Raw genomic sequence first — 19,935 nt, forward strand, 5'->3', positions numbered from 1 at the left:
GCTTCAATGACGGTGATAGGACAGCGCTTCGAGATCGCGCCGGGCCGATGCGCGCCCGCCGGGCCTGAAGCCGCGCACGAGCGCGCCGAGCGTATCGACGGCCGACGCGGCGATCGTGACGCCGACGGCCGCGAGATAGCGGCCGGCGCCCAATGGCGGCAACTGCTGGCGATCGAGCGCGCGCAGGCTGTAGCCGAGCCGCATGGCCATCACGCAGAACGGGCCGAGCGGGCCGCTGCGGCCGAGCCACTGCCACCCGCGCGGCAGATAGGCCCTCACGAGATACGGTGTCAGCCCGACGCTGTCCTCGCCGCGCATCCAGCGCAGCTTGAGCGATTCGCGATGCGTGTCCGGCAGCCGATGCTCGGTATGCGCGCCGGGCGCGAATTCGACGGCGACGCCGGCCGCCTGCATCCTCAGCCCCATCACCTGGCAATGCGCGCGATAGACGCCGTCGAGCGGCTCGTAGCGGAATTGCGCGAACACGTCGCGCCGGAACGCGACGTTGTTCGCGTAGAAGTTGCGCGTTGCGCCGTCGCGCAGCGGGCTCGGGAAATACATGAAATCGATCGACGTCAGCGCGGTGCCGAGCACGTTCGGCGCATAGCTGGTCCGCCCGGCCACCGCGACGGGCGCATCGTCGCCGGCGCGCGCGAACGGCGCGAGCAGGTGCTCGAGCCAGTCGTCGGCCGGCCGGCAATCGGCATCGCCGAACACGACGATGTCGCAGCGGTCCGCGTCGACGCGATCGAAGCCGTCGTTCTTCGCATCGTAGTAGCCGGTGCTCGCGCCGATCTCGACGAAGTCGATCGGGCGCCCCGCCAGTGCGGCGATCTGCGCGCACGCGTCGGCCGGCAAGCCGTCGTGCGTGATGATCCATTGCGCGAGTGCCGCGGGCGGCACGGTCTGCCTGGACAACGCCGACACGAGGCGCTTCAGGCTGTCGACAGCCTGCGCGAGGCCCGCGCCGCCCCGCAGGTTGTTCGTCTCCAGCACGAGCGCGGCTTTCGGCGCCACGGCACGGGCGGCCGCGCACGTGCCCGGCGCGGCTTCTGTAATGTCTGCCATTCGGAATATCTCCATCGTCATGCGCGACGGCATGGATGAAACGATCGGGCGGGCAGCCCGGGGGCGCACCGGCCAATGCGGAGCGACCGTCGTCACGCAGCGGGCGGCCTCGCGGGCACCCGCTTCGCGGCCGTCACTCCTGGACGGACGACGCGGAATCGGCTTCGCTGTAGCGCGGCTTTGCGCTCTGCAGGTCGCGCGTGTTCTTCTGCACGGCCACCGAGCCGAACAGCGCGAGCACGAACGACATCGCATAGAAGCCCTTCTCGCTCAACTGCAACGTCGCGTTGACGAGCCCCACGATCAGCAGCGCGATCGACAGCAGCAGCGCGATCCAGCTGAGGCCGAAGTAGATGGCGGTGACGGGAATGCCTTCCGCGCGGTCGCGGACGGTCTTCTGCAGCGAGATCGCCGCATAGAGGCCGAATACCAGCACGGTGAAGTAGTAGCCCTTCTCGTTGAGCTGCATGCCGGCATTCCAGAGCCCGATCAGGAACGCCGCGAAACCGGCGAGCAGCGCGGCCCACGACGCGGCCACAAACGCGAACGACGGCTGCTGGATGGTGGTCTGGTTCATTGCTTTGCCCTCTCTTTCTTGTTGTTCGAAAACGTTTTCGTTGAGTTGCGTTTCGCGCATGGTAGCAGCTTTGACACCCGCAAAGACGGCAACGCCCACAGTCTTACATTTCGCGCTGTTGCATTTCCCGCTGCGCACGGCGGCGGCCCGGCGGCAACCATTGACCCAGGGGCAGCAATGACGCGGTTGCGCAAAAAATTCACGCGCCGGCGTATCGAAACCCTCCGCGCGAACGATCAGAATAGCCGTGCATCGCCCGAGATCGCGGCACCCGCCGCACTCCTCACCACTTCTCGAAAGGACGCATCATGCTGAACTGGAACGAATACCGGAAGGAACTCTCGACGCGCATCGGCGAGATCGCCAAGCTGTCGCCCGATACGCTGGCCGGCTACAAGGCGCTGTCCGGCGCCGGCGCCAAGACGGGCCATCTGGACGCCAAGACGCGCGAGCTGATCGCGCTCGCCGTGGCCGTCACGACGCGCTGCGACGGCTGCATCGCCGTGCATACCGCGGAAGCCGTCAAGCATGGCGCGACGAAGGAGGAAGTGGCGGAAGCGCTCGGCGTCGCGGTGGCACTGAACGCGGGCGCCGCGCTCGTCTATTCGGCGCGCGTGATGGACGCGCTCGGCGACTGAACCTGACGGCCGCGGCGCTGCCCGCGCGCGGCGGCGCCCGGCTGCATGGCTGCATGGCCGCCCGGTTGCGCCTCGCGCATCCGGGCGAACGAGGTATGAAGATTGGCCGGCGTACCTGCCCGAATGGCCGGCCGGGCGCGCACGGGCACGGACGCGTCGCAAAGTCGGCTACCATGCGCGGAGGATCCATCGCGAAGGAGCGCTCCATGTGCCGCTGGCTCGCCTACACGGGTAATCCGATCCACCTCGAGACCGTGCTGTTCCGTGCGAAGCATTCGCTGATCGACCAGAGCCTGCATTCGGAGCTGGGCGCCACGACCACCAACGGCGACGGCTTCGGCATCGGCTGGTACGGGCGCCCCGACGAACTGCCGTTCCGCTACCGCTCCGTGCATCCTGCGTGGAACGACCGCAACCTGCGCGAGGCCGCACGCGCGATCCGCTCGCGGATGTTCATCGCGCATATCCGGGCGGCCACCGACACGCCCGTGCAGGAAACCAACTGCCACCCGTTCCGCCACGGCCGCTGGCTGTTCGCGCACAACGGGCTGATCCGCGACTTCCACAAACTGCGCCGCGACCTGACGATGAAGGTCGATCCCGCGCTGTTCCCGACACTCGAGGGCTCGACCGATTCCGAGCTGATGTTCCGCCTTGCGCTCACGTACGGCCTCGAGCAGACGCCGCTGCCCGCGCTCGAGCGGATGGCCGGCGTGGTCGAGGAAACCGCCGCGCGGCATCGGGTGGCCGATCCGCTCAACATGACGATCTGCGCGACCGACGGCGAACGGATCGTCGCGGTGCGCTATTCGAGCGAACGGCAGTCGCGCTCGCTGTTCCACAGTACGTCGTTCAGGCACCTGCACGAGCTGTATCCGCACAATCCGCGCATCGCCGAGGCCGGCGACGACGCGTTCATGGTCGTATCCGAGCCGCTCGTCGACCTGCGCGATGCATGGGAGGAAGTGCCGGAGGGGATGGCGATCGTCGCCCAGGGGGCCGATGTAGAGCAGCGGCCGTTCAGTCCGCGGCACAAATGACGCCGCCGCGCCGTCAGGCGCGGCCCGGGAACCGCATCCTGATCGAATCGAGTTCGGCGGGCAGCCGGCGCGAACGGGCGCGCGGCCGCGGCAGCGCCGCGAACCCCAGCCGTTCGTACAGCGTACGAGCCCGCACGTTGCGGGTCAGCACGTCGAGCACGACGTCGCGGCCGCCGTCGGTCGGCAACGCGCCGGTATCGAGCGCATCGCGGAACAGCGCACTGAAGATGCCCGTGCCGCGCTGCCGCTCGTCGGTCGCGCAGTGCGCGACGAGGATCTGCGAGCGCTTCGGCGCCGGAATTTCCGTTTCCAGGATCAGCCCGCGCAACAACTGGCCGATCGTGCGGCGCACACCGAAGAAGCGCCCGAGCGCCCACACGACATGCACGTCGTCGAACGTCGTCCGCCGCCCGTCATGAATCGCCATCACCGCGAGCACGGCGCCGTCGTCGGCGACCGCGACGCGATGCCGGCGCCACGAGAAGCGCCCGTGACGCGAGCGGAACGCCTGCTGCAGGAAGGCGATGCAGCGCGCGTCGCTTTCGCCGAGAAAGAACCCGAATTCCGCCACGCCGGATGCAAACACGAGCGGCGCGCACGACGCCGCGTCGGCGGCATCGGCCGCGCGAAACCGCACGCGCTCGCCGGCGCGCGGGACCGCTTGCGCGAACGCGCCGGTCGATGTCATGCGCTACGCCCCGCGAGTCGCGACAACACGGCAACGGTCCGGCCGATCTGCTCCGGCGTATGCGTCGAGCAGATGAAGAAGCGCAGGCGCGCCGCCTTTTCCTCGACGGCCGGATAGAAGATCGGCTGCACGTTGATCCCTTCGTCGAACATCGCGTTGGCCCACTGCGCGGCCTTCAGCGAGCTGCCGGTGATCACCGGCACGACCGCGTAGCCCGCGCTCGTGCCTGTATTCAGGCCGGCGGCCCGCGCCTCGGTCAGGAACTGCCGCCCGCGCGCCTGCAACTGCGCGACGCGCTCCGGCTCGGCCTGCAGGCGTTCGAGCGCGGCCAGCGACGCTTCGGCGAGCGTCGGCGCCAGCCCGACGCTGTACAGGAAGCCCGGGGCCAGATGGCGCAGCATGTCGACGAGAGGCTGGCAGCCGGCGATGAATCCGCCGCAGCCCGCCAGTGTCTTGCTCATCGTGCCCATCCACATGTCGACCTGGTCGGGCGCGACGCCGCAATGCTCGCGGATGCCCTTGCCGGTCGCGCCGAGCACGCCGAGCGAATGCGCCTCGTCGACCAGCAGGAACGCGCCGTGGCGCGTCTTCACGTCAATGAAGCGCTGCAGGTCGGGGAAATCGCCGTCCATGCTGTACAGCCCTTCGATCGCGATCAGCACGTGCCGGTATTCGCGGCGCACGCGCGACAGCAGTTCGTCGAGCGCCTGCCAGTCGTTGTGCGCGAAGCTCAACCGCTTCGCCCCGCTCAGCTGGGCGCCCTGCACGATGCTGTTGTGCGCCAGCGCATCGTGAACGACCAGATCGCCGGGGCCGAACAGCGCGCCGATCACGGTCACGTTCGTCGCGTGGCCGCTCACGAACGCGACGCAGTCGTCGGTCTCGTAGAACGCGGCCAGCGCGCGCTCGAGGTCGCGCTGCACCGGGCGCTCGCCCGCGACCATCCGGCTCGCGGATGCCGACGTGCCGTAACGGTCGATCGCGGCTTTCGCGCGCGCGGACACGCCCGGATCGCCGGCAAGCCCAAGGTAGTTGTAGTTCGCGAAGTTCAGGTACTCGCGGCCGCCGATCTGCGTCGTCGCACCGGCAACCCCGTCGTGCACACGGAAAAACGGCGAATCGACCCGCAATTTCTCGCCCATCTCGCGCATGATCCGAACCTGCTGATACTGCGGCATCGATTCAAAACGGCTGCGCGCCGATGCGGTCTGCGCCGCGAGCGAGGCGGGCACGCCGGGTGCCGCGGCAGCATCCGTCGCGCGCTCCAGTTGCCGTTTCAGCGCTTTCGCCGCCAGTTGCTGGCGCAGATGCTCTCCCAATGCCATTGCTTCCTTCGCTATATCTCGAAAAGACGCTATGTTACGCCGCGCATCATGAAAAAGCGTAGTGTCACGCGTCAGGAAACTCGGCCCACTGCCACGCATCGCGCTCGGCGAGCAGCGCGTCGACCAGCCGGAAATTCATCTCGTGGCTCGGCCGCCACGCGCTCACGCGCGCCAGCAGCGGCGCGCCGGCCAGTGCCAGATCGCCGACCAGGTCGAGCACGCGGTGCCGGACGAACTCCTCCGGCAGCCGCATCCCGCCCAGCACGCGATTGCCGACGATGGACGCGGTGCACGACGGCCGCGCGCCGCGCAGGATCGGCACCCCGCGCAGGTAACCGGCGACGATCGCGGGCACGGCCCATTTCACGCGCCCGTACGAACGCGACGGCGCGATCTCGGTCGCGAATGCGGCCGGCGTCAGCGCACCATCCCAGTGCATGTCGCCGAAGCCGCGCAGATCGTTGTGCACGCTCAGTTCGTAACGCGGCGCCGGTTCGACCCGCATTTCGCGCCGCTGGTCGCCCGCGCCATCGGTAACGACGACCGGCCGCAACACGCGGATGAAGCGTTTCGGCGCATCGAGCGCGACGCGGCCGCACGCGCGGATGGCGTCCACCCACGGCGCGGCGCTGCCATCGAGAATCGGCACCTCCTCCGCATCGATCTCGACGATCGCGTGATCGATCTCGCATGCGAGCAGCGACGCGAGCAGATGCTCGACCGTGCGCACGCCGACGCCGTCGGCATTGCGCAGCATCGTGCACAGCGGCTGGGCGCGGCGCAGCGCGGGATCGACCGGCAGCGTCGCGAGCGTGCGCCCCTGCGCGACGCGGCGGAACGCGATGCCCGTCACGCCGTCTTCCGGACGCGCGGGCAGGATCCGCACGGCCACCCGGCGCCCCGTGTGCAGCCCGTGGCCGTCGATCGCCAGCGGACGTGCCAGCGTGCCCTGAGTCGTCGCCCAGCCGGACGGCGCGCTCATCGTGCGACCTCGAACGTCGGCGCCGCCTGGCCCGCAACGGCCACCGGCTGCGTGTCGAGCATCGCGCGCGCGTCGCCGCCGATCGCATGCTTCGCGGCGAGCGCCGCGACGGCTTCTTGCGCGGTATCGGTCGCGGCGCCGGCATCGGCAGCGGTCGCTGCGTCGATCGAATCGACGATGCGGCCGGCCAGCGTCGTCACCGAGGCGCCCTCCGCGATCGCCATCACCGACAGCTTGACCTCGAACGCCTCCTCGACCGCAAGGCCGAGCTCCATCCCCATCAACGAATCCATGCCCATGTCGAGCACCGACTTGTCGAGCGCGATCCGGTCCGGCGTCATGTGCAGGATCCGCGCGATCTGCCCTTGCAGCGTCCGGGCCACCAGCGCGATCGCTTCGTCTCGCGGCAATGCGAGCACTTCTTCCCGCAGTTGCGTGCCGCCGTCGCGCGCGTCGCCGCCCTTCGCCTGCGATTGCAGCAGCGCATACCGGCGCGCCTTCGCGGCAGGCATCCCGCGTGCAACGGCGTGCCAGTCGAGCCGGACCACGGCTTCGCCGGCCGCGCCCGCGACCAGCACCCGCTCGAGCGCGACCATCGCCTCGCCGGACGTGATCGACGCGCCGCCGATCCGCGACTGCAACGCTTCGCGCGTATCCGCGTGGCGCGCCAGGAAGCCGACATCCTCGAGCGGCCCCCAGGCCATGAAGGTGCCGGGCAATCCTGCCGCGCGGCGATGTTCGACGAGCGCCTCGAGGAACGTGTTGGCCGCGACGTAGTTCGACTGCCCCGGATTGCCCAGATAGGTCGTCGCCGACGAATAGACCACGAACAGATCGAGCGGCAGCGTGCGCGTCGCGCGATGCAGGTTCCATGCGCCGGCCACCTTCGGTGCCAGCACCGCGGCCATGCGCGCATCGTCGAGATTGCGCACGAGGCCGTCGTCGATCGACATCGCCGAATGCAGCACGCCCTTGAGCGGGCTGTCGCGGCGGACGATCGCGGCGATCATCGCGTCGACGGCAGTCGCGTCGGTCACATCGCACGACACGACGTCGACCGTGACGCCGAGCGTCTCGCGCCAGTGCGCGACTTCCTCGCGCGCCGCGGCAGCGAGTTCGCCGGAACGGCTCGCGAGCGTCAGCCGTCGCGCACCGCGCTCGACCATCCAGCGCGCGCTCGCGAAACCGAGCCCGCCCGTACCGCCGACCACCAGGTACGCGCCATGCGGATCGAGCGCCAGCGAACCGGCACGCGCACCGCCGCGAGTCGGCGCCGGCGTGCCCGACGGGTAGGTCACGAGTACCTTGCCGATCTGGCGCGCCTGCTGCATGTAGCGGAATGCATCCTCCGCCCGCTCGGCAGGAAACGCGCGATACGGCAGCGGATGCAGCACGCCGGCCGCGAACAGCGCCATCACTTCGCCGAACAGGCGTGCGGTCAGCTCCGGCAGCGCGCCCATCAACTGGTCGGCATCGATGCCGAAATAGCTGATGTTGTTACGGAACGGCCGCAGCCCGATATGGCTGTTTTCGTAGAAATCGCGCTTGCCGAGCTCGAGGAAACGACCGAACGGACGCAGCGTGTCGATGCTGCGCACCATCGCCTCGCCGGCAAGCGAATTCAGCACGATGTCGATGCCCTGCCCGCCCGTCAGCGTGCGGATCTCGTCCGCGAACGCGAGGCTGCGCGAATCGAGTACGTGATCGGCGCCGAGCAGGCGCACGAACTCGCGCTTCTCGTCGCTGCCGGCCGTCGCGAACACTTCCGCGCCGAAGTGGCGCGCAAGCTGGATCGCGGCGATCCCGACACCGCCCGCGCCGCCGTGCACGAGCACGCGCTCGCCGCGACGCAGACGCGCGAGTTCGACCAGTGCGTAATACGCGGTGAAGAACGTGGTCGGCACGGTGGCCGCTTCCTCGAACGACAGGCGCTCGGGTTTCAGCGCGATCGCCTGCGCGCGCGTCCTGACGCGCGTCGCGAACGAAGCCGGCGCGAAGCCGAGGATCGCGTCGCCCGGCGCGAACGCCGTGACGGCGTCGCCCACCCGCACGACCCGGCCGGACAGCTCCATGCCGATCGTCGCGCCCGCGAAGCCGGTCTCGACCGCTTCGTCGGACAGGAGCCCCATCGCATACATCACGTCGCGGAAATTGAGGCCGGTCGCGGCCGGCTCGATTTCCACCTCGTCCGCGCCCAGCGCGCTTTCCGGCAGCGCGAACCACTCGAGATTGCGCAGCGAGCCCGGCGCATCGAATGCGAGCACGGACGCACGGGCGATCGCGCGATCGTTGCGGGCCGCGGCCTGCACGGCCGTCAGCATGCGCGGCACCAGCCGCCCGCGTGCGCCCAGGACGACTTCCTCCTCGACGGCCGGGCCGGTCAGTTCGCGAATCAGCGCATCGGGTACCCGGTCCGCCGTCCGGTCGACGTCGATCAGCCGGCACGCGAGTTCCGGATGCTCGTTCGCCAGCACACGACCGAGGCCCCACAGCGTCGCCTGGTCCGGATGCGTGTTCGCGGTCCCGGCGAAGGGCGCGCCCCCGCGCGTGACGACGGTCAGCCGCGTGGCCGCGTTCGGTTGCGCACCGAGCGCGCGGACGAGCGCCGCAAGCGCGATCACGCCGTTGCGCTGCGCGGCCATCAGCGCGTCTCCCGCCGCCGATTCCGCCAGCGGCGCTTCCGGCGCGCAGAACACGACATGCGCCGGCTGCCCGGCCGGCAAGGACTCGATCGCGTCGGCCGCGTGCGCGATGTCCACGATATCGGCCGGATAGCCCGCACGCACCAGCGCATCGGCCAGCCGCCCGCCGAAACTGCCGACGGCATCCGGCGCGTGGATCACGAGCCATTGCTCGCTGCGCGCCAGCGTATCGAGATCGCTCGGGTCGCCGCCGCTTTGCGCGGCAGCGGCACTCGCGGGATTGCGCGCGATGACGAAGGTCGGCGTGCCGTCCAGATCGAGCGATTGCTCGACGTGACGCGCGACGTCGACGTAGCCCGCGCGCTCGAGCGCCGCCTCGAGATCCGCCGGCGCCGGCGGCACGGGCGCGCCGGCTTCCGTCGACGAAGCCTGCTGCGCGCCGAACACGATGTCGGCGAAGCGGCCGCGACGCGACTCGGCGAGCAGCAGCAATCCGCCCGGCGCCAGCCACGACCGCATCACGTTCAGCGCGTCGGCCGCGTCGTGGCGCCCGTACAGCGCCCGACTCGCGACGATCAGGTCATACGGCCCGGTTTCGTCGGCCGCCAGCGACAGCCGTTCGCCCGACTGCAGCGCAACCGTGCGCACCGCCGATTCCGCATCCGCGTCGAACCCGGCCAGCTGGCCGGCCGTGGCTGCGATCGTGTGATCGCAGCGCGCCCCGGCGAGATGCATGCCGAGCGTCTGCAGCACGTCGCCGTCGGTCGCCCCCAGTTCCAGCACGCGCAAACGGCGCGCCGGCTGCCACGCATCGACCGCCTGCTCGACGCTTGCCGTCAGCAGCGCATGCACGTGCTGCCAGGTCGGCGATGCAGCCAGGAGTTGCTCGACCAGGCTGTGCCCGGTCGGCGACAGCAATCGTTCGCCGTCCTTCGTACCATTCAGCACGTCGGGCAACGCCGCGCCGCAATGCGCGAGCAGCGTCAGCTCGGCCACGTGCCCCGGCGATTCGGCCAGCAGCCCGCGCCACAGCTCGTCGAGCGGCGGCAGTGCCGCGCACGCCGCGTCGTCGCGCACGAGGCGCTCGCCGTCGCGACGCGCAAGCCCGTCCTCGATCAGCATGTCGGCAAGACGTGCGGCCAGCGCCGCGCGCCCGGCCGCCGGCTGCCACGCGCCGGCGAACGCGCCGAGCGACTCGAAAGCGCGGAGCGCATAGAGACTCGCCAGCACGTCGAGCAGCGGCAGGATTTCGGTCAGGTGCAGCGTGCGCCGGGCATCGTGCCCGGCGCCGTCGAGCCGCGCGACAGCCTGTGCGAGCAGCGTGTCGGGGGCCGGCAGACCGGCCGCGTCGACGTCGCCCGGCAGCGGCGTTTCCTCGAGGCGGTAGACGAAGCGCGCAGGCAGGTTCTGCCGGCGGCCGACCAGATCGACGCGCCGGAACCGGCAACCGCCGAGCCGCGCGACGATCGCGCCCTGTGCGTCGAGGAATTCGAAATGCGCGACGATCGAGTGCGGGCTGCGCCGGTCGATCCGCGCGAGCACGCGTGCCACGGTGTCGCCGCGCAGGTAGTCGACCCGGCCGATCTGCACCGGCACGTAAGCCGGATGCTCGCCTTCGCGCGCGTGCGCGGCCAGCAACGCGAACAGCGGATGGAACCCGCTGTCCATCAGGGCCGGATGCAGCAGATAGGCGGAACGTGCCTGTGCGTCGCCGCATGCGGCAGGCGGGGCGACGTCGGCCAGTGCCGCATCGTCGTCCGCGGCGACCCGCACGGTGCGGACCCAGCGGAATGCCGGCCCGTAGCCCAGGCCGATGGCCGCCGTGTTGGCATACAGCGTGTCGCCGTCGGCGCCCGGCTGCGCGAGCAGGCGATCGAGCATGCCCGGCGGCACGACGCTCGCGTCGCCGAGCGTCGTGCCGCTTTCCAGCATCCGCCCCGTCACGTTCAGCGTCCATGCGCCGTCGGACATCCGGTCGCGCGTCTCGATCGTGAAGGTCGCGGTGCGCGGCTCGATCACGAGTCGGAACAGTTTCGCCTGCTGCGGCTGGAAGACCACCGGTGTACGGATCTCGACGTTTTCGAGTGCCGCATCCGGCGTATCGAAGAAGGTGCGTGCAGCGGCAAGCGCCATTTCCACGTATCCGGCGCCCGGGAACGCCACGCCGCCGTCGACGACGTGATCGGCCAGCATCGGCAGCTTCGCCGGATCGAGCTGGTTTTCCCACGCGAAGGCGTGCTCATGCAGGCGATAGCCGAGCAGCGGATGCTCGCGGCGGCGATTGACGAGGCCGTAGCCTTCGACGGTCGGCATCAGCCAGAAGCGGTCGCGCTGCCACGGATAGCACGGCAGCGCCACACGCGCTTCGCCCGGTGCGAAGCGGTCGGCGTCGACGCTCGCACCGTGTGCGATCGCCGCGAGAATCGCCTGCCGCAGCATCGCCGCGCTGCCGTGATCGCGCTTGAGCGTCGGCAGCGCCACGCCGGTTGCGCCGGCGGCCGTGAGCGCCTGTTTCACGTACGTGCGCAGGATCGAATGCGGCGAAACCTCGACGAACAGACGCACGCCCTGCTCGATCAGGTGCGCGATGCCGTCGCCGAAGCGCACCGGCTCACGGATATTGCGCCACCAGTAACGGGCGTCGAGCGCGTCGCCGGCAAGCGCGCCGCCGGTCACGGTCGACACGAACGTGCCGTTGCCCGGTTGCGGCCGCAGGCTCGCCAGTTCGGCGAGCACGACCGGCTCGATGCGGTCCATGTGACTGCTGTGGAACGCGTAGTCGAGATCCAGCATCTGGAAGAACTTGCCGCTGCCGCGCAGCGCGGCCTCCAGCGTCTGCAAGCCCTGCAGTTCGCCCGCGAGCGTCACCGCGTCCGGGCTGTTGATGCCGGCGATCTCGACCCGGCGCGCGAGCCCGTGGCGCGCGATCAGTTCGCGTGCCGCCGCGTCGCCGATGCCGACGGCCGCCATCCGGCCGCTGCCGCGCGTCATCGCCTGCGCGCGGCTGCGGATCTTGATCACGCGAACCGCGTCGACCAGCGACAGCGCGCCCGTCACCCACGCGGCGGCAATTTCGCCGACGCTATGGCCGATTGCCGCGTCGTAACGCATCCCGCGCGCGTCGATCACGCGGATCATGCCGACCTGGATCGCGAACAGCAGCGGCTGCGCGTTCTCCGTCGCGGCGAGCCACTCGGTGCCCGCGCCGGCCAGCCATTCCGCGCTCGGGCCGCCGCGCATCACGTCGACCAGCGACGGGCTGCCGTCGGCGCACCACAGCGCGTCGACTTCGTCGAGCGCCGCGCGGAAGACGGCGTTCTCCGCGTAGAGCTCATTGCCCATCCCGACCCACTGGCACCCGTTGCCCGAGAAGACGAGCGCGGTGCGCGCCGCGTCGGCCTGGGCGTGCCCGGTCGCCACGCATGCGGGCACCCCTTCCGGTGCCGGCCGGGCCAGCGCCGCGAGTGCCGCACGGCCTTCGGCCACGTCGGCCGGCGCAACGATTGCACGATGTTCGAGCCATTGGCGACGGCGGGCGGCTGCGGCGGCAAGCGCCTGCCAGTCGCCGCCGTTCTCGAGCGCCGCCAGATAGCGGCCCGCGAGCGCGCCAAGCGCGTTCGCGCTGCGCGCGGTCATGACGAGCGGGGACGGCGCGTGAGCCGGTTCCGGCGTGGCCGCCGGCGCCGCGCTTGCGGCCGGCGCTTCCGTCAGCACCACGTGTGCGTTCGTTCCGCCGAAGCCGAACGAGTTGACGCCGACCGTCAGCGGTGCATCGCCCGCATCGAGCGGCATGTAGCGATCGACGACACGCAGGCGCCCGCCGTCGAAATCGATGCCCGGATTGGGCGTGACGAAATGCAGCGAGCGCGGTGCCGCGCGATGCTTCAGGCACAGCACGGCCTTCAGCAGGCCGGCCATCCCGGATGCCGTCTCGAGGTGGCCGATGTTGGTCTTCACCGAGCCGATGAGCAGCGGACGGTCCGCCGGGCGCCCGCCCGACACGACGTCGATCAGCGCGCGCGCCTCGATCGGATCGCCGACCGCCGTGCCGGTGCCGTGCGCCTCGATATACGCCAGCGATTGCGGATCGATGCCCGCGCGCGCGTACACGCTGCGCAGCAAGGACGCCTGCGCGGATGCACCCGGCACGCTGATGCCGCCCGGCGAATGGCCGACCGAGTTCACGCCGGAGCCGGCGATCACCGCATGGATCGTGTCGCCGTCGGCGAGTGCGCGATCGAGCGGCTTGAGCAGCACGAACGCACCGCCTTCGGAGCGGACATAACCGTCGCCGGTCGCATCGAACGCGCGGCAGCGGCCGCGCGGCGACAGCATCGACGCCTTCGAAAAGCTGACGAAGCCGAACGGGTGCAGCAGCAGGTTGACGCCGCCGGCGAGCGCCATGTCGGCCTCGCCGGACTGCAGCGCCTTGACGGCCTGGTGGAGTGCGACGAGCGACGACGAACAGGCCGTGTCGACCGACATGCTCGGGCCGCGCAGGTCGAACAGGTAGGACACGCGGTTCGACGCGATGCTCAATGTGTTGCCGGTCGCCGAATACGGATCGATCGCGTTCAGATCGTCCATGCTGCGGCTGCCGTAGTCGGTACTCGCGACGCCGACATAGACGCCGCAGTTGCTGCCGCGCATGTCGGCCGGGCGCACGCCCGCATCCTCGAACGCTTCCCACGCGAGTTCGAGCAGGAGGCGCTGCTGCGGATCCATCTGGGTCGCTTCGCGCGGCGAAATGCCGAAGAACGCGGCGTCGAAGCCGGCGACGTTGTCGAGCACGCCGGCCGAGAACGTGTAGCTCTTGCCCGGTTCGCGCTTGGACGGGTGCTGGTAGAAATCGGTGCCGAAACGGTCGGCGGGGATTTCGGTCACGGCGTCGCGCTCGTCGCGCAGGAGTCGCCAGAAGTCGCCGAGATTGTTCGCACTCCCGGGAAACCGACAAGCTATCCCAACTATTGCAATCTTACTGTTCATCTTTTATGTCGCTTTCTCGGATGCGCACGGTTGTTCCGTGCGATTTCCGTGATCTTGTATCACATGCAGCAGTGCCGATCCGAGCTCCTCGGCCGCCAGATTCCTGCATTCGGGGGTATCGGTGCCGTAGTTCCGCCAAATGAAGTAGTCGCTGCGTTGCGGCGAAACGCCAAGCTTTTCGAAAACATGAGGCAGAGCGGGAACGTGGTCGCCGTAGAAACAAACGACTGTTTCACGATCGCTGGTACGCAAATGATCGAGCAGGCGCCCGATCATTGCGTCCGCATTTTCAATGTGCCGCAAGTATGCTGTCAGGTCGCGCCAGGCGGCGTCTTCGCCGAGAGTATGCCTTGAAGACGATTCGCCGGGTAAAACCTCCTCGAGATGCAGCGGGCCGTGATTTTCCATCGTCATCGTGAAAATGAAGCGCGGCTTCTCCCGCTCCCGTTCCAGCTCGGTGATCACGGCGTCCAGCACGGCTGCGTCGGAGACATACGGACCGGCGCGCGACGCGTCGGCAAAGTATTCGATGTCGAGAAATGTGTTGAACCCGAGCAACGGAAAGACGCGATTGCGGCCGAAGAAATCGGCGTAGTACGGATGAATCGCCAGCGTGTCGTAACCGCCGCGAGCGAACCAGCTTGCGATCGACGCGCACGCACGGCGCACGAAGGCATACGGATAAAAGCGCGCGTAGCCGAGCTGCTCGGACGACAGGCCGGTCAGCATCGAGAATTCGGTGCGCATCGTGTTGGCGCCCCATGCCGGTACCGAGAGCTCGCCATAGCGGACCGCTTGGCGTCTCGCCCGGTCGAAATTCGCGAGCACACCGGGCGCGATCGCCGACGAGACGCGTCGCACGTCGAACAGCGACTCGCTCTGGATCACGATGACGTCGGGGCGCTGCATCGACGCGCCAGCGGCGAAAGGCCCCGCCTCGACCGTGCGCCGGAATGCTTCGAACGTCGCGGGACGCATGCCGTTCAGCAAATATGCGACGAAGACTGCGAAAAAACCGTGACGGCGCTGATCTGCGTTGGCGTCAATCGCCAACGGCAGGCGCGCCGCGATGTAACGCGCCAGTAAAAATGTCAACACGACGACGGTCGCCAGCGCCAGCGTCGGACGCGGCGCGACGGGCGTCTCGGCAAGATAGCCGGCAACGACGAGCACGATGCCCGCGCCGATCGCAACGATCTTGCCTGCGCTCAGGAACGGCAGATAGAGCCGCGGATGCGCGAACAACTGGCTGAAAAGGCTGAGATCGGTGAACACGAACGGTTCGCGAAGGGATTCGTATTTGGCGTTGCTGACCACCGCAACGAGTCCGACCAGCGCAACCGCGACGGACGATGCGAAAACCGGCCGCGCGGTGACAAGCAACATCAGCGACGCGAGGAACACGACGGCGAGCACCTGCAGAAGCAGCGCATCCGCACGACGCCGCACCGCGGAGCGCGGAACGGCGATCCGGTCGGGCAGGAACGACACGCCGGCCGCAATGGCAAACGTGAGCCAGATTGCGCCCGTCAATTTACATCTTCCTTGCCGGGCAGATACGAAAGCTTGTCCAGAATCGCATCGGCCAGCGTGACGGGCAGCAGGGTCAGGAGGCGCATGCCGAATGCAAGCAGCCCCGGGAACGCGATTTCCGCTCGCCCGGCATCGAGTTTCTTGCGAATGTATGCGGCGGCCTGTTCGGCAGTCCACATGAAAGGTTTGTCGCCGGGAAAAACGTCGCTCATCGACGTTTTGACGAAACCGGGAAGAATGACCGAAACCTCGACCCCATCTCGCTTCAGCAGCGGACGGACGGAATCGGCATAGGCCTTGATCGCCGACTTGCTCGCGCAGTAGGCGGGCGAGATGGCCATCCCGCGAAGGGCAGCCAGGGAACTGACCGCGGCGATACGGCCATGCCGGCGGGCGCGCATGCGCTCGATAACCGGAAGGATCGTGTGCATCGCGCCGTATAAGTTCGTGTCGACGACGGCGGCAATACGATCGATGCCCTCCCAGTCGGACGCCGAGGACAACGTGCTCGCGACACCGGCGTTGGCGATGAGCAGGTCGATCGGATACTGGTCGTCGAATCGATGCAACCACATGCGAATCGGTTCGGACTCTCGTACATCGACGATGCCGGTGATCACGTGTGCGCCGCGCGCCCTGCAAGCGACAGCGGTCGATTCGAGCTGCACTTCGTTCCGGCCGACGATACCGAGTACGGTATCGGGCCGCGCGTACGCGAGCGCAAGCGCGCGGCCGATGCCTGCGCTTGCGCCGGTGACGACGACATGCCGGGCCGACGACCTAGTCATCCGCCTGCTCTAGCCGGGCAACCGCGCCCGCAATGGCCATCGCGATGCCGGTCCGGGTGTAGAAATCGCCGTTGATCTGCGTGTGATGCATCACATAGTCGAGGAACGCGTGATAGAGATCCATGTCCGGCGGCACGCCTCGCAACCAGAAGTCGTCGAGATCGCCCTGCCAGGTCAGGCCGCTGAAATTGTAGATAGCCGTACCCAGCGCAACCAGCGGCCGTTGGTGGTGCAGTGCGGACAAGCCGACCGTGCTGTTGATCAGCACGACCCCGCGGGCGTGTTCGAGCAATGTCGGAAGATGACCGGCATCGATGAAACGGATCCGATTCTCCATGCCAGCGGCACGCGCAATTTTAAGCGAAAAATTACGGTATTCGATGAGCCCTGTATCCAGAGGGTGATTCTTGATGACCAGCAACGCGTCTTGCGGTGCATATCGCGCGAAAGACTCCAGGACACGGCTGATCGCCGCCCGAATTCCATCGAAAGACGAATGCACGACGATTTGCGCATCCGAATTCAATTGCAATGGGAAAAGATAGTAGGGCCGCCCGCTATCGAGCAATTCGCGCGTGACCTCCTCCGCTTCACGTCGATGCTTGCGCTGCAGAAGCATCCGGACCGCCAGCCCCGAATATTCGAAAAAGCCGTTTTTCGGTCGATGACTGCGATACTTCGGGAACCGGGGCCAGCACACCGTGTTCGCAAATCGATACGTAATGTCGTGAAAGGCGCGCTCGTACAGGTTGTAGCCGGTGGCGTGCCATTGCCTGGCGGGCGGCGTCACGCTGCGTTGCTGCAGATACCATGCGGGGTCGCGCGGCAGCAGCGAACGCCCGTTGACGCCGTGGCGTTCCAGCGTGATCCAGTGCGGACGAACGTAGCCCTCTTCGAATACGTGAACGCGCAAGCCATGCGCCGTCGAGACCGACAACATCTCGCGATGAATGTCGCGACAGTCGCCGAACATGATGACGTCAGTGATCCCCTCGCGCCGCACAATATCGTCATACCATTGGGGCAAATCCCCGACTCCGCCGCGGTAATTTAAAACAGTCCCCGCCCCGCCATACAACAAGTCACCACCACAAAAATTGACGCGGTAGACAGCAAACCCCTTATCCTGGAGCGCGCGTGAAAGCCGATAGAAAAAAAGCGAGGCAGTGCCTTGCAGCACGAGAAACGAGCGCGGCATCTAGGTTATTGAATGGAAACCTGGGGGAACACGAAATTTTACGCTATAAAACTGTAAGAATTGTGTAAATAACACAAGCTTTCGTGTCAAGCTAACAAGCAGAATGAAGCGGCAACGACCGCCGGAGGTGTGGAGGATACCCCATTGCATTACAAACGCGAAATATCTGTCGTCGTCAAAAAAACGACATCGGGTGTTCGCCGAGACCGACTCGTACTGGTGTCACGTTTTTGAGAGTGAGCCGGTTCGCGCTCAAGCTGACACGCACATCGGCGCCCTTCCTCGACGCCGCCATGCCATGACGCTTTTGTCTCCGGACACATCGCACAACCATGCGCCTGCGTCACGCCCGGATCCGGATCGGACGCAAAAGTCAAGACCACAACGATCGCGGCTCAAGCCATTCAGATCGCCAACAGGCGGTACGACGGTACGTCGTGAAGCGCTCCATCGTCGCAGCACTCGGGCGTCACACCCGGGAATGCAGCCCGCCAGCACGCAAGTGCAATTGCCCAGACACGGTGACCGCAATCTCGTGCAGCGAACGCAACTTCCCCACCCAATCCGTGAGATCTCGTCGGTTGCGAGCCCCATTTCTCACGGGGCGCATGCGTGCGCTCAGCCGGCTCGACCGGCGACGAAACCGAGCACCAAGGTCGACGCCTTACTGCCCATGGATCTCGCTGCAATGCGTCGCGTCATGATTGCCGCGCCCGATCAATCGCCGACAGCATCGCCTGATCTTCCCGATGCACCGGAGAACAGGCCGCCATGCCCTGGCCAGCGGGAGCACGTCACGCAAGGCCATTGGCCCGCCTTCCAATCGCAACTCATTGAAAAGACGGCTTCGCTGAACGCACAGTTCATCATGCTGACGCGAGAGTTCTGCGTAAGCCCTTTCCAAATTCCCCACCGCCAAAACGTTAGCCGCATTTTCGGCGAGAGCGGTATCTCGCGCTTCCGTGAGCGCCCTCAATTCCTGCGCATGGTACTCGGATGCAATACGTGCGCCTTCAGTCTCGCGAGACAGTATTAAATCCCGCTCTGCTGCGAGGTGATCGAGAGATAACCGAAGGGCATCCCGATCGTGCACCAACCCATTCCGCTCTTGAATCAGGCCATCTCGCTCACGAATCAAACCGTCGTACTCGTAACGCAAGCCGTCCCGCTCATGAACCAAACCGTCGCGCTCGTAACGCAAGCCGTCTCGCTCATGCGTCACCTGGTCGTGTTCGTAACGCAGGCCGTCCCGCTCATGCATCACCCGGTCGTGCTCATAACGCAAGCCGTCCCGCTCATGAACCAAACCGTCGCGCTCGTAACGCAAGCCGTCTCGCTCATGAACCAAACCGTCGCGCTCGTAACGCAAGCCGTCTCGCTCTTGAACCAGGCCGTCTCGCTCTTGAACCAGGCCGTCGCGTTCTTGACGCAGACCTTCCCGCTCGGAATGCGTGACCAGACGGCGACTTGCCCTTTCCCTGTACACATCAAACATGACTTCCGAGATCAGATCATCACCCAATCTCATTAGCCCCATTAATTTGAAAGCCGCGTAATCGTAAAACTCCTCGATTGGGTGAAATTTCCCTTCACCGTAAGGAACATCGAACGACGTAATCGAGAAACGAGAATTGAGATCGAGAATACTCAATCTTCCCGACAAGCCATCAATTTTGCTCCAGAGCAGATCAACCCACCAATTGACTTCCGCCGAATCGGGGTCGCCCAGGCCGGTCACACCGTCATGGGTGATTTTGTTAACGCACGTTCGCCGCTTCATGGCGATAAGCGGGACACCAATCTCCTCGGATAGCTCAATCAGCTCCTTGAGATAGTGATAATAAATCTCTAAATACTGATGACTCTTGGGTGATATTTTGACCCAGCCACTATCCACGAACCCGTCCGGCAACTTCCAGTTGGGCCCCATTACCGCCGCTTCCAGATCCGAGATAATGCAGCCGTCTTTCTCGTAGTAATCGTTGGTAAAATCGCTGGTTGGATCAAAAAGTATAAATTCGTACCCGCCTGTCTTGAGTTTATGCAACGCCTGCTTCGTCAACTCAAAATTGATTCGCTCGGACAATTGCGGGTCGTACGATTCGAAATAGGTACGCCCATCGACCTTCTTCGACATCAAGCACGGTACGCTTACACGCCACAGATGCGTAACATTTGCCAGTCGACTCATCCTTCCGGAGAGGACTTCGGTAACGCACCCGCCAATACTCAATATTTTGGGCTTTCGCAGAACCGAGACCGGAGTCCGGCCACTGTCGGTAATGTCGGTTCCAACCACTCGGAAAATTTCGCTAATGCTCATGATCTCTCGATTGTCACGATCGCGCCGGCCAAAGCCGCACACCGCGATTTCGCCCCGTCCGGTTGATGTCGCAATCCGACCGGCCGGCGAATCGGGCCACCTACAGACTTATGACTTCATTGTGGATATTGTTTTACAATTGACATA

At 66.7% G+C, this 19,935-nt stretch carries 12 protein-coding genes; 2 read left to right on the forward strand and 10 right to left on the reverse strand.

Features of this window, described 5'->3' with window-relative positions; all coding sequences use genetic code 11:
- Positions 1 to 3 precede the first annotated feature (3 nt).
- Positions 4 to 1,068, reverse strand: coding sequence for a glycosyltransferase (locus GQ56_RS0115885; RefSeq protein ID WP_031399588.1), 1,065 nt, complete (start codon positions 1,066 to 1,068; stop codon positions 4 to 6).
- A gap of 133 nt (positions 1,069 to 1,201) precedes the next feature.
- Positions 1,202 to 1,645, reverse strand: coding sequence for an inner membrane protein YiaA (gene yiaA / locus GQ56_RS0115890; protein ID WP_031399589.1), 444 nt, complete (start codon positions 1,643 to 1,645; stop codon positions 1,202 to 1,204).
- A 308-nt stretch (positions 1,646 to 1,953) separates the two neighbouring features.
- On the opposite strand from yiaA, the gene GQ56_RS0115895 reads away from it, so the two are divergent.
- Together GQ56_RS0115895 and GQ56_RS0115900 are read left to right on the forward strand one after the other, a co-directional pair.
- Positions 1,954 to 2,283 carry a carboxymuconolactone decarboxylase family protein gene (locus tag GQ56_RS0115895; protein WP_031399590.1) on the forward strand — a complete coding sequence of 110 codons (330 nt, stop codon included), beginning with the start codon at positions 1,954 to 1,956 and terminating at the stop codon, positions 2,281 to 2,283.
- 206 nt (positions 2,284 to 2,489) lie between these two features.
- Positions 2,490 to 3,323: a class II glutamine amidotransferase gene (locus tag GQ56_RS0115900; protein ID WP_031399591.1), complete on the forward strand. Its 834-nt coding sequence runs from the start codon at positions 2,490 to 2,492 to the stop codon at positions 3,321 to 3,323.
- Between the two features lie 13 nt (positions 3,324 to 3,336).
- Here the strand turns inward: GQ56_RS0115900 and GQ56_RS0115905 are convergent, their stop codons facing one another.
- From GQ56_RS0115905 to GQ56_RS0115940, 8 genes are all read right to left on the reverse strand, one after another.
- Positions 3,337 to 4,011, reverse strand: a complete 675-nt coding sequence (locus tag GQ56_RS0115905) for a GNAT family N-acetyltransferase (RefSeq protein WP_031399592.1) — start codon at positions 4,009 to 4,011, stop codon at positions 3,337 to 3,339.
- Complete coding sequence (locus GQ56_RS0115910) at positions 4,008 to 5,336, reverse strand: aminotransferase class I/II-fold pyridoxal phosphate-dependent enzyme (protein WP_031399593.1); 1,329 nt, start codon at positions 5,334 to 5,336, stop codon at positions 4,008 to 4,010. The genes GQ56_RS0115905 and GQ56_RS0115910 overlap by 4 nt, the downstream gene beginning before the upstream one ends.
- A gap of 64 nt (positions 5,337 to 5,400) precedes the next feature.
- Positions 5,401 to 6,318: a UDP-3-O-acyl N-acetylglycosamine deacetylase gene (locus GQ56_RS0115915; RefSeq protein WP_031399594.1), complete on the reverse strand. Its 918-nt coding sequence runs from the start codon at positions 6,316 to 6,318 to the stop codon at positions 5,401 to 5,403.
- Positions 6,315 to 13,946, reverse strand: coding sequence for a type I polyketide synthase (locus GQ56_RS0115920; protein WP_031399595.1), 7,632 nt, complete (start codon positions 13,944 to 13,946; stop codon positions 6,315 to 6,317). Before GQ56_RS0115920 ends, GQ56_RS0115915 begins: the two co-directional genes overlap by 4 nt.
- 3 nt (positions 13,947 to 13,949) lie before the next feature.
- On the reverse strand, positions 13,950 to 15,479 hold the full coding sequence (locus tag GQ56_RS0115925) for an LTA synthase family protein (protein ID WP_031399596.1): 1,530 nt from the start codon (positions 15,477 to 15,479) through the stop codon (positions 13,950 to 13,952).
- Complete coding sequence (locus GQ56_RS0115930) at positions 15,476 to 16,267, reverse strand: SDR family NAD(P)-dependent oxidoreductase (protein WP_031399597.1); 792 nt, start codon at positions 16,265 to 16,267, stop codon at positions 15,476 to 15,478. Before GQ56_RS0115930 ends, GQ56_RS0115925 begins: the two co-directional genes overlap by 4 nt.
- On the reverse strand, positions 16,260 to 17,465 hold the full coding sequence (locus GQ56_RS0115935) for a capsule biosynthesis protein (protein ID WP_031399598.1): 1,206 nt from the start codon (positions 17,463 to 17,465) through the stop codon (positions 16,260 to 16,262). Before GQ56_RS0115935 ends, GQ56_RS0115930 begins: the two co-directional genes overlap by 8 nt.
- A gap of 664 nt (positions 17,466 to 18,129) precedes the next feature.
- Positions 18,130 to 19,788 (reverse strand): hypothetical protein, encoded by a 1,659-nt coding sequence (locus GQ56_RS0115940; protein ID WP_235212704.1) that lies wholly within the window; start codon positions 19,786 to 19,788, stop codon positions 18,130 to 18,132.
- Positions 19,789 to 19,935: the final 147 nt, after the last annotated feature.

It is taken from the genome of Burkholderia paludis (assembly GCF_000732615.1).
In the GTDB taxonomy this organism is placed as follows: Bacteria; Pseudomonadota; Gammaproteobacteria; order Burkholderiales; family Burkholderiaceae; genus Burkholderia; species Burkholderia paludis.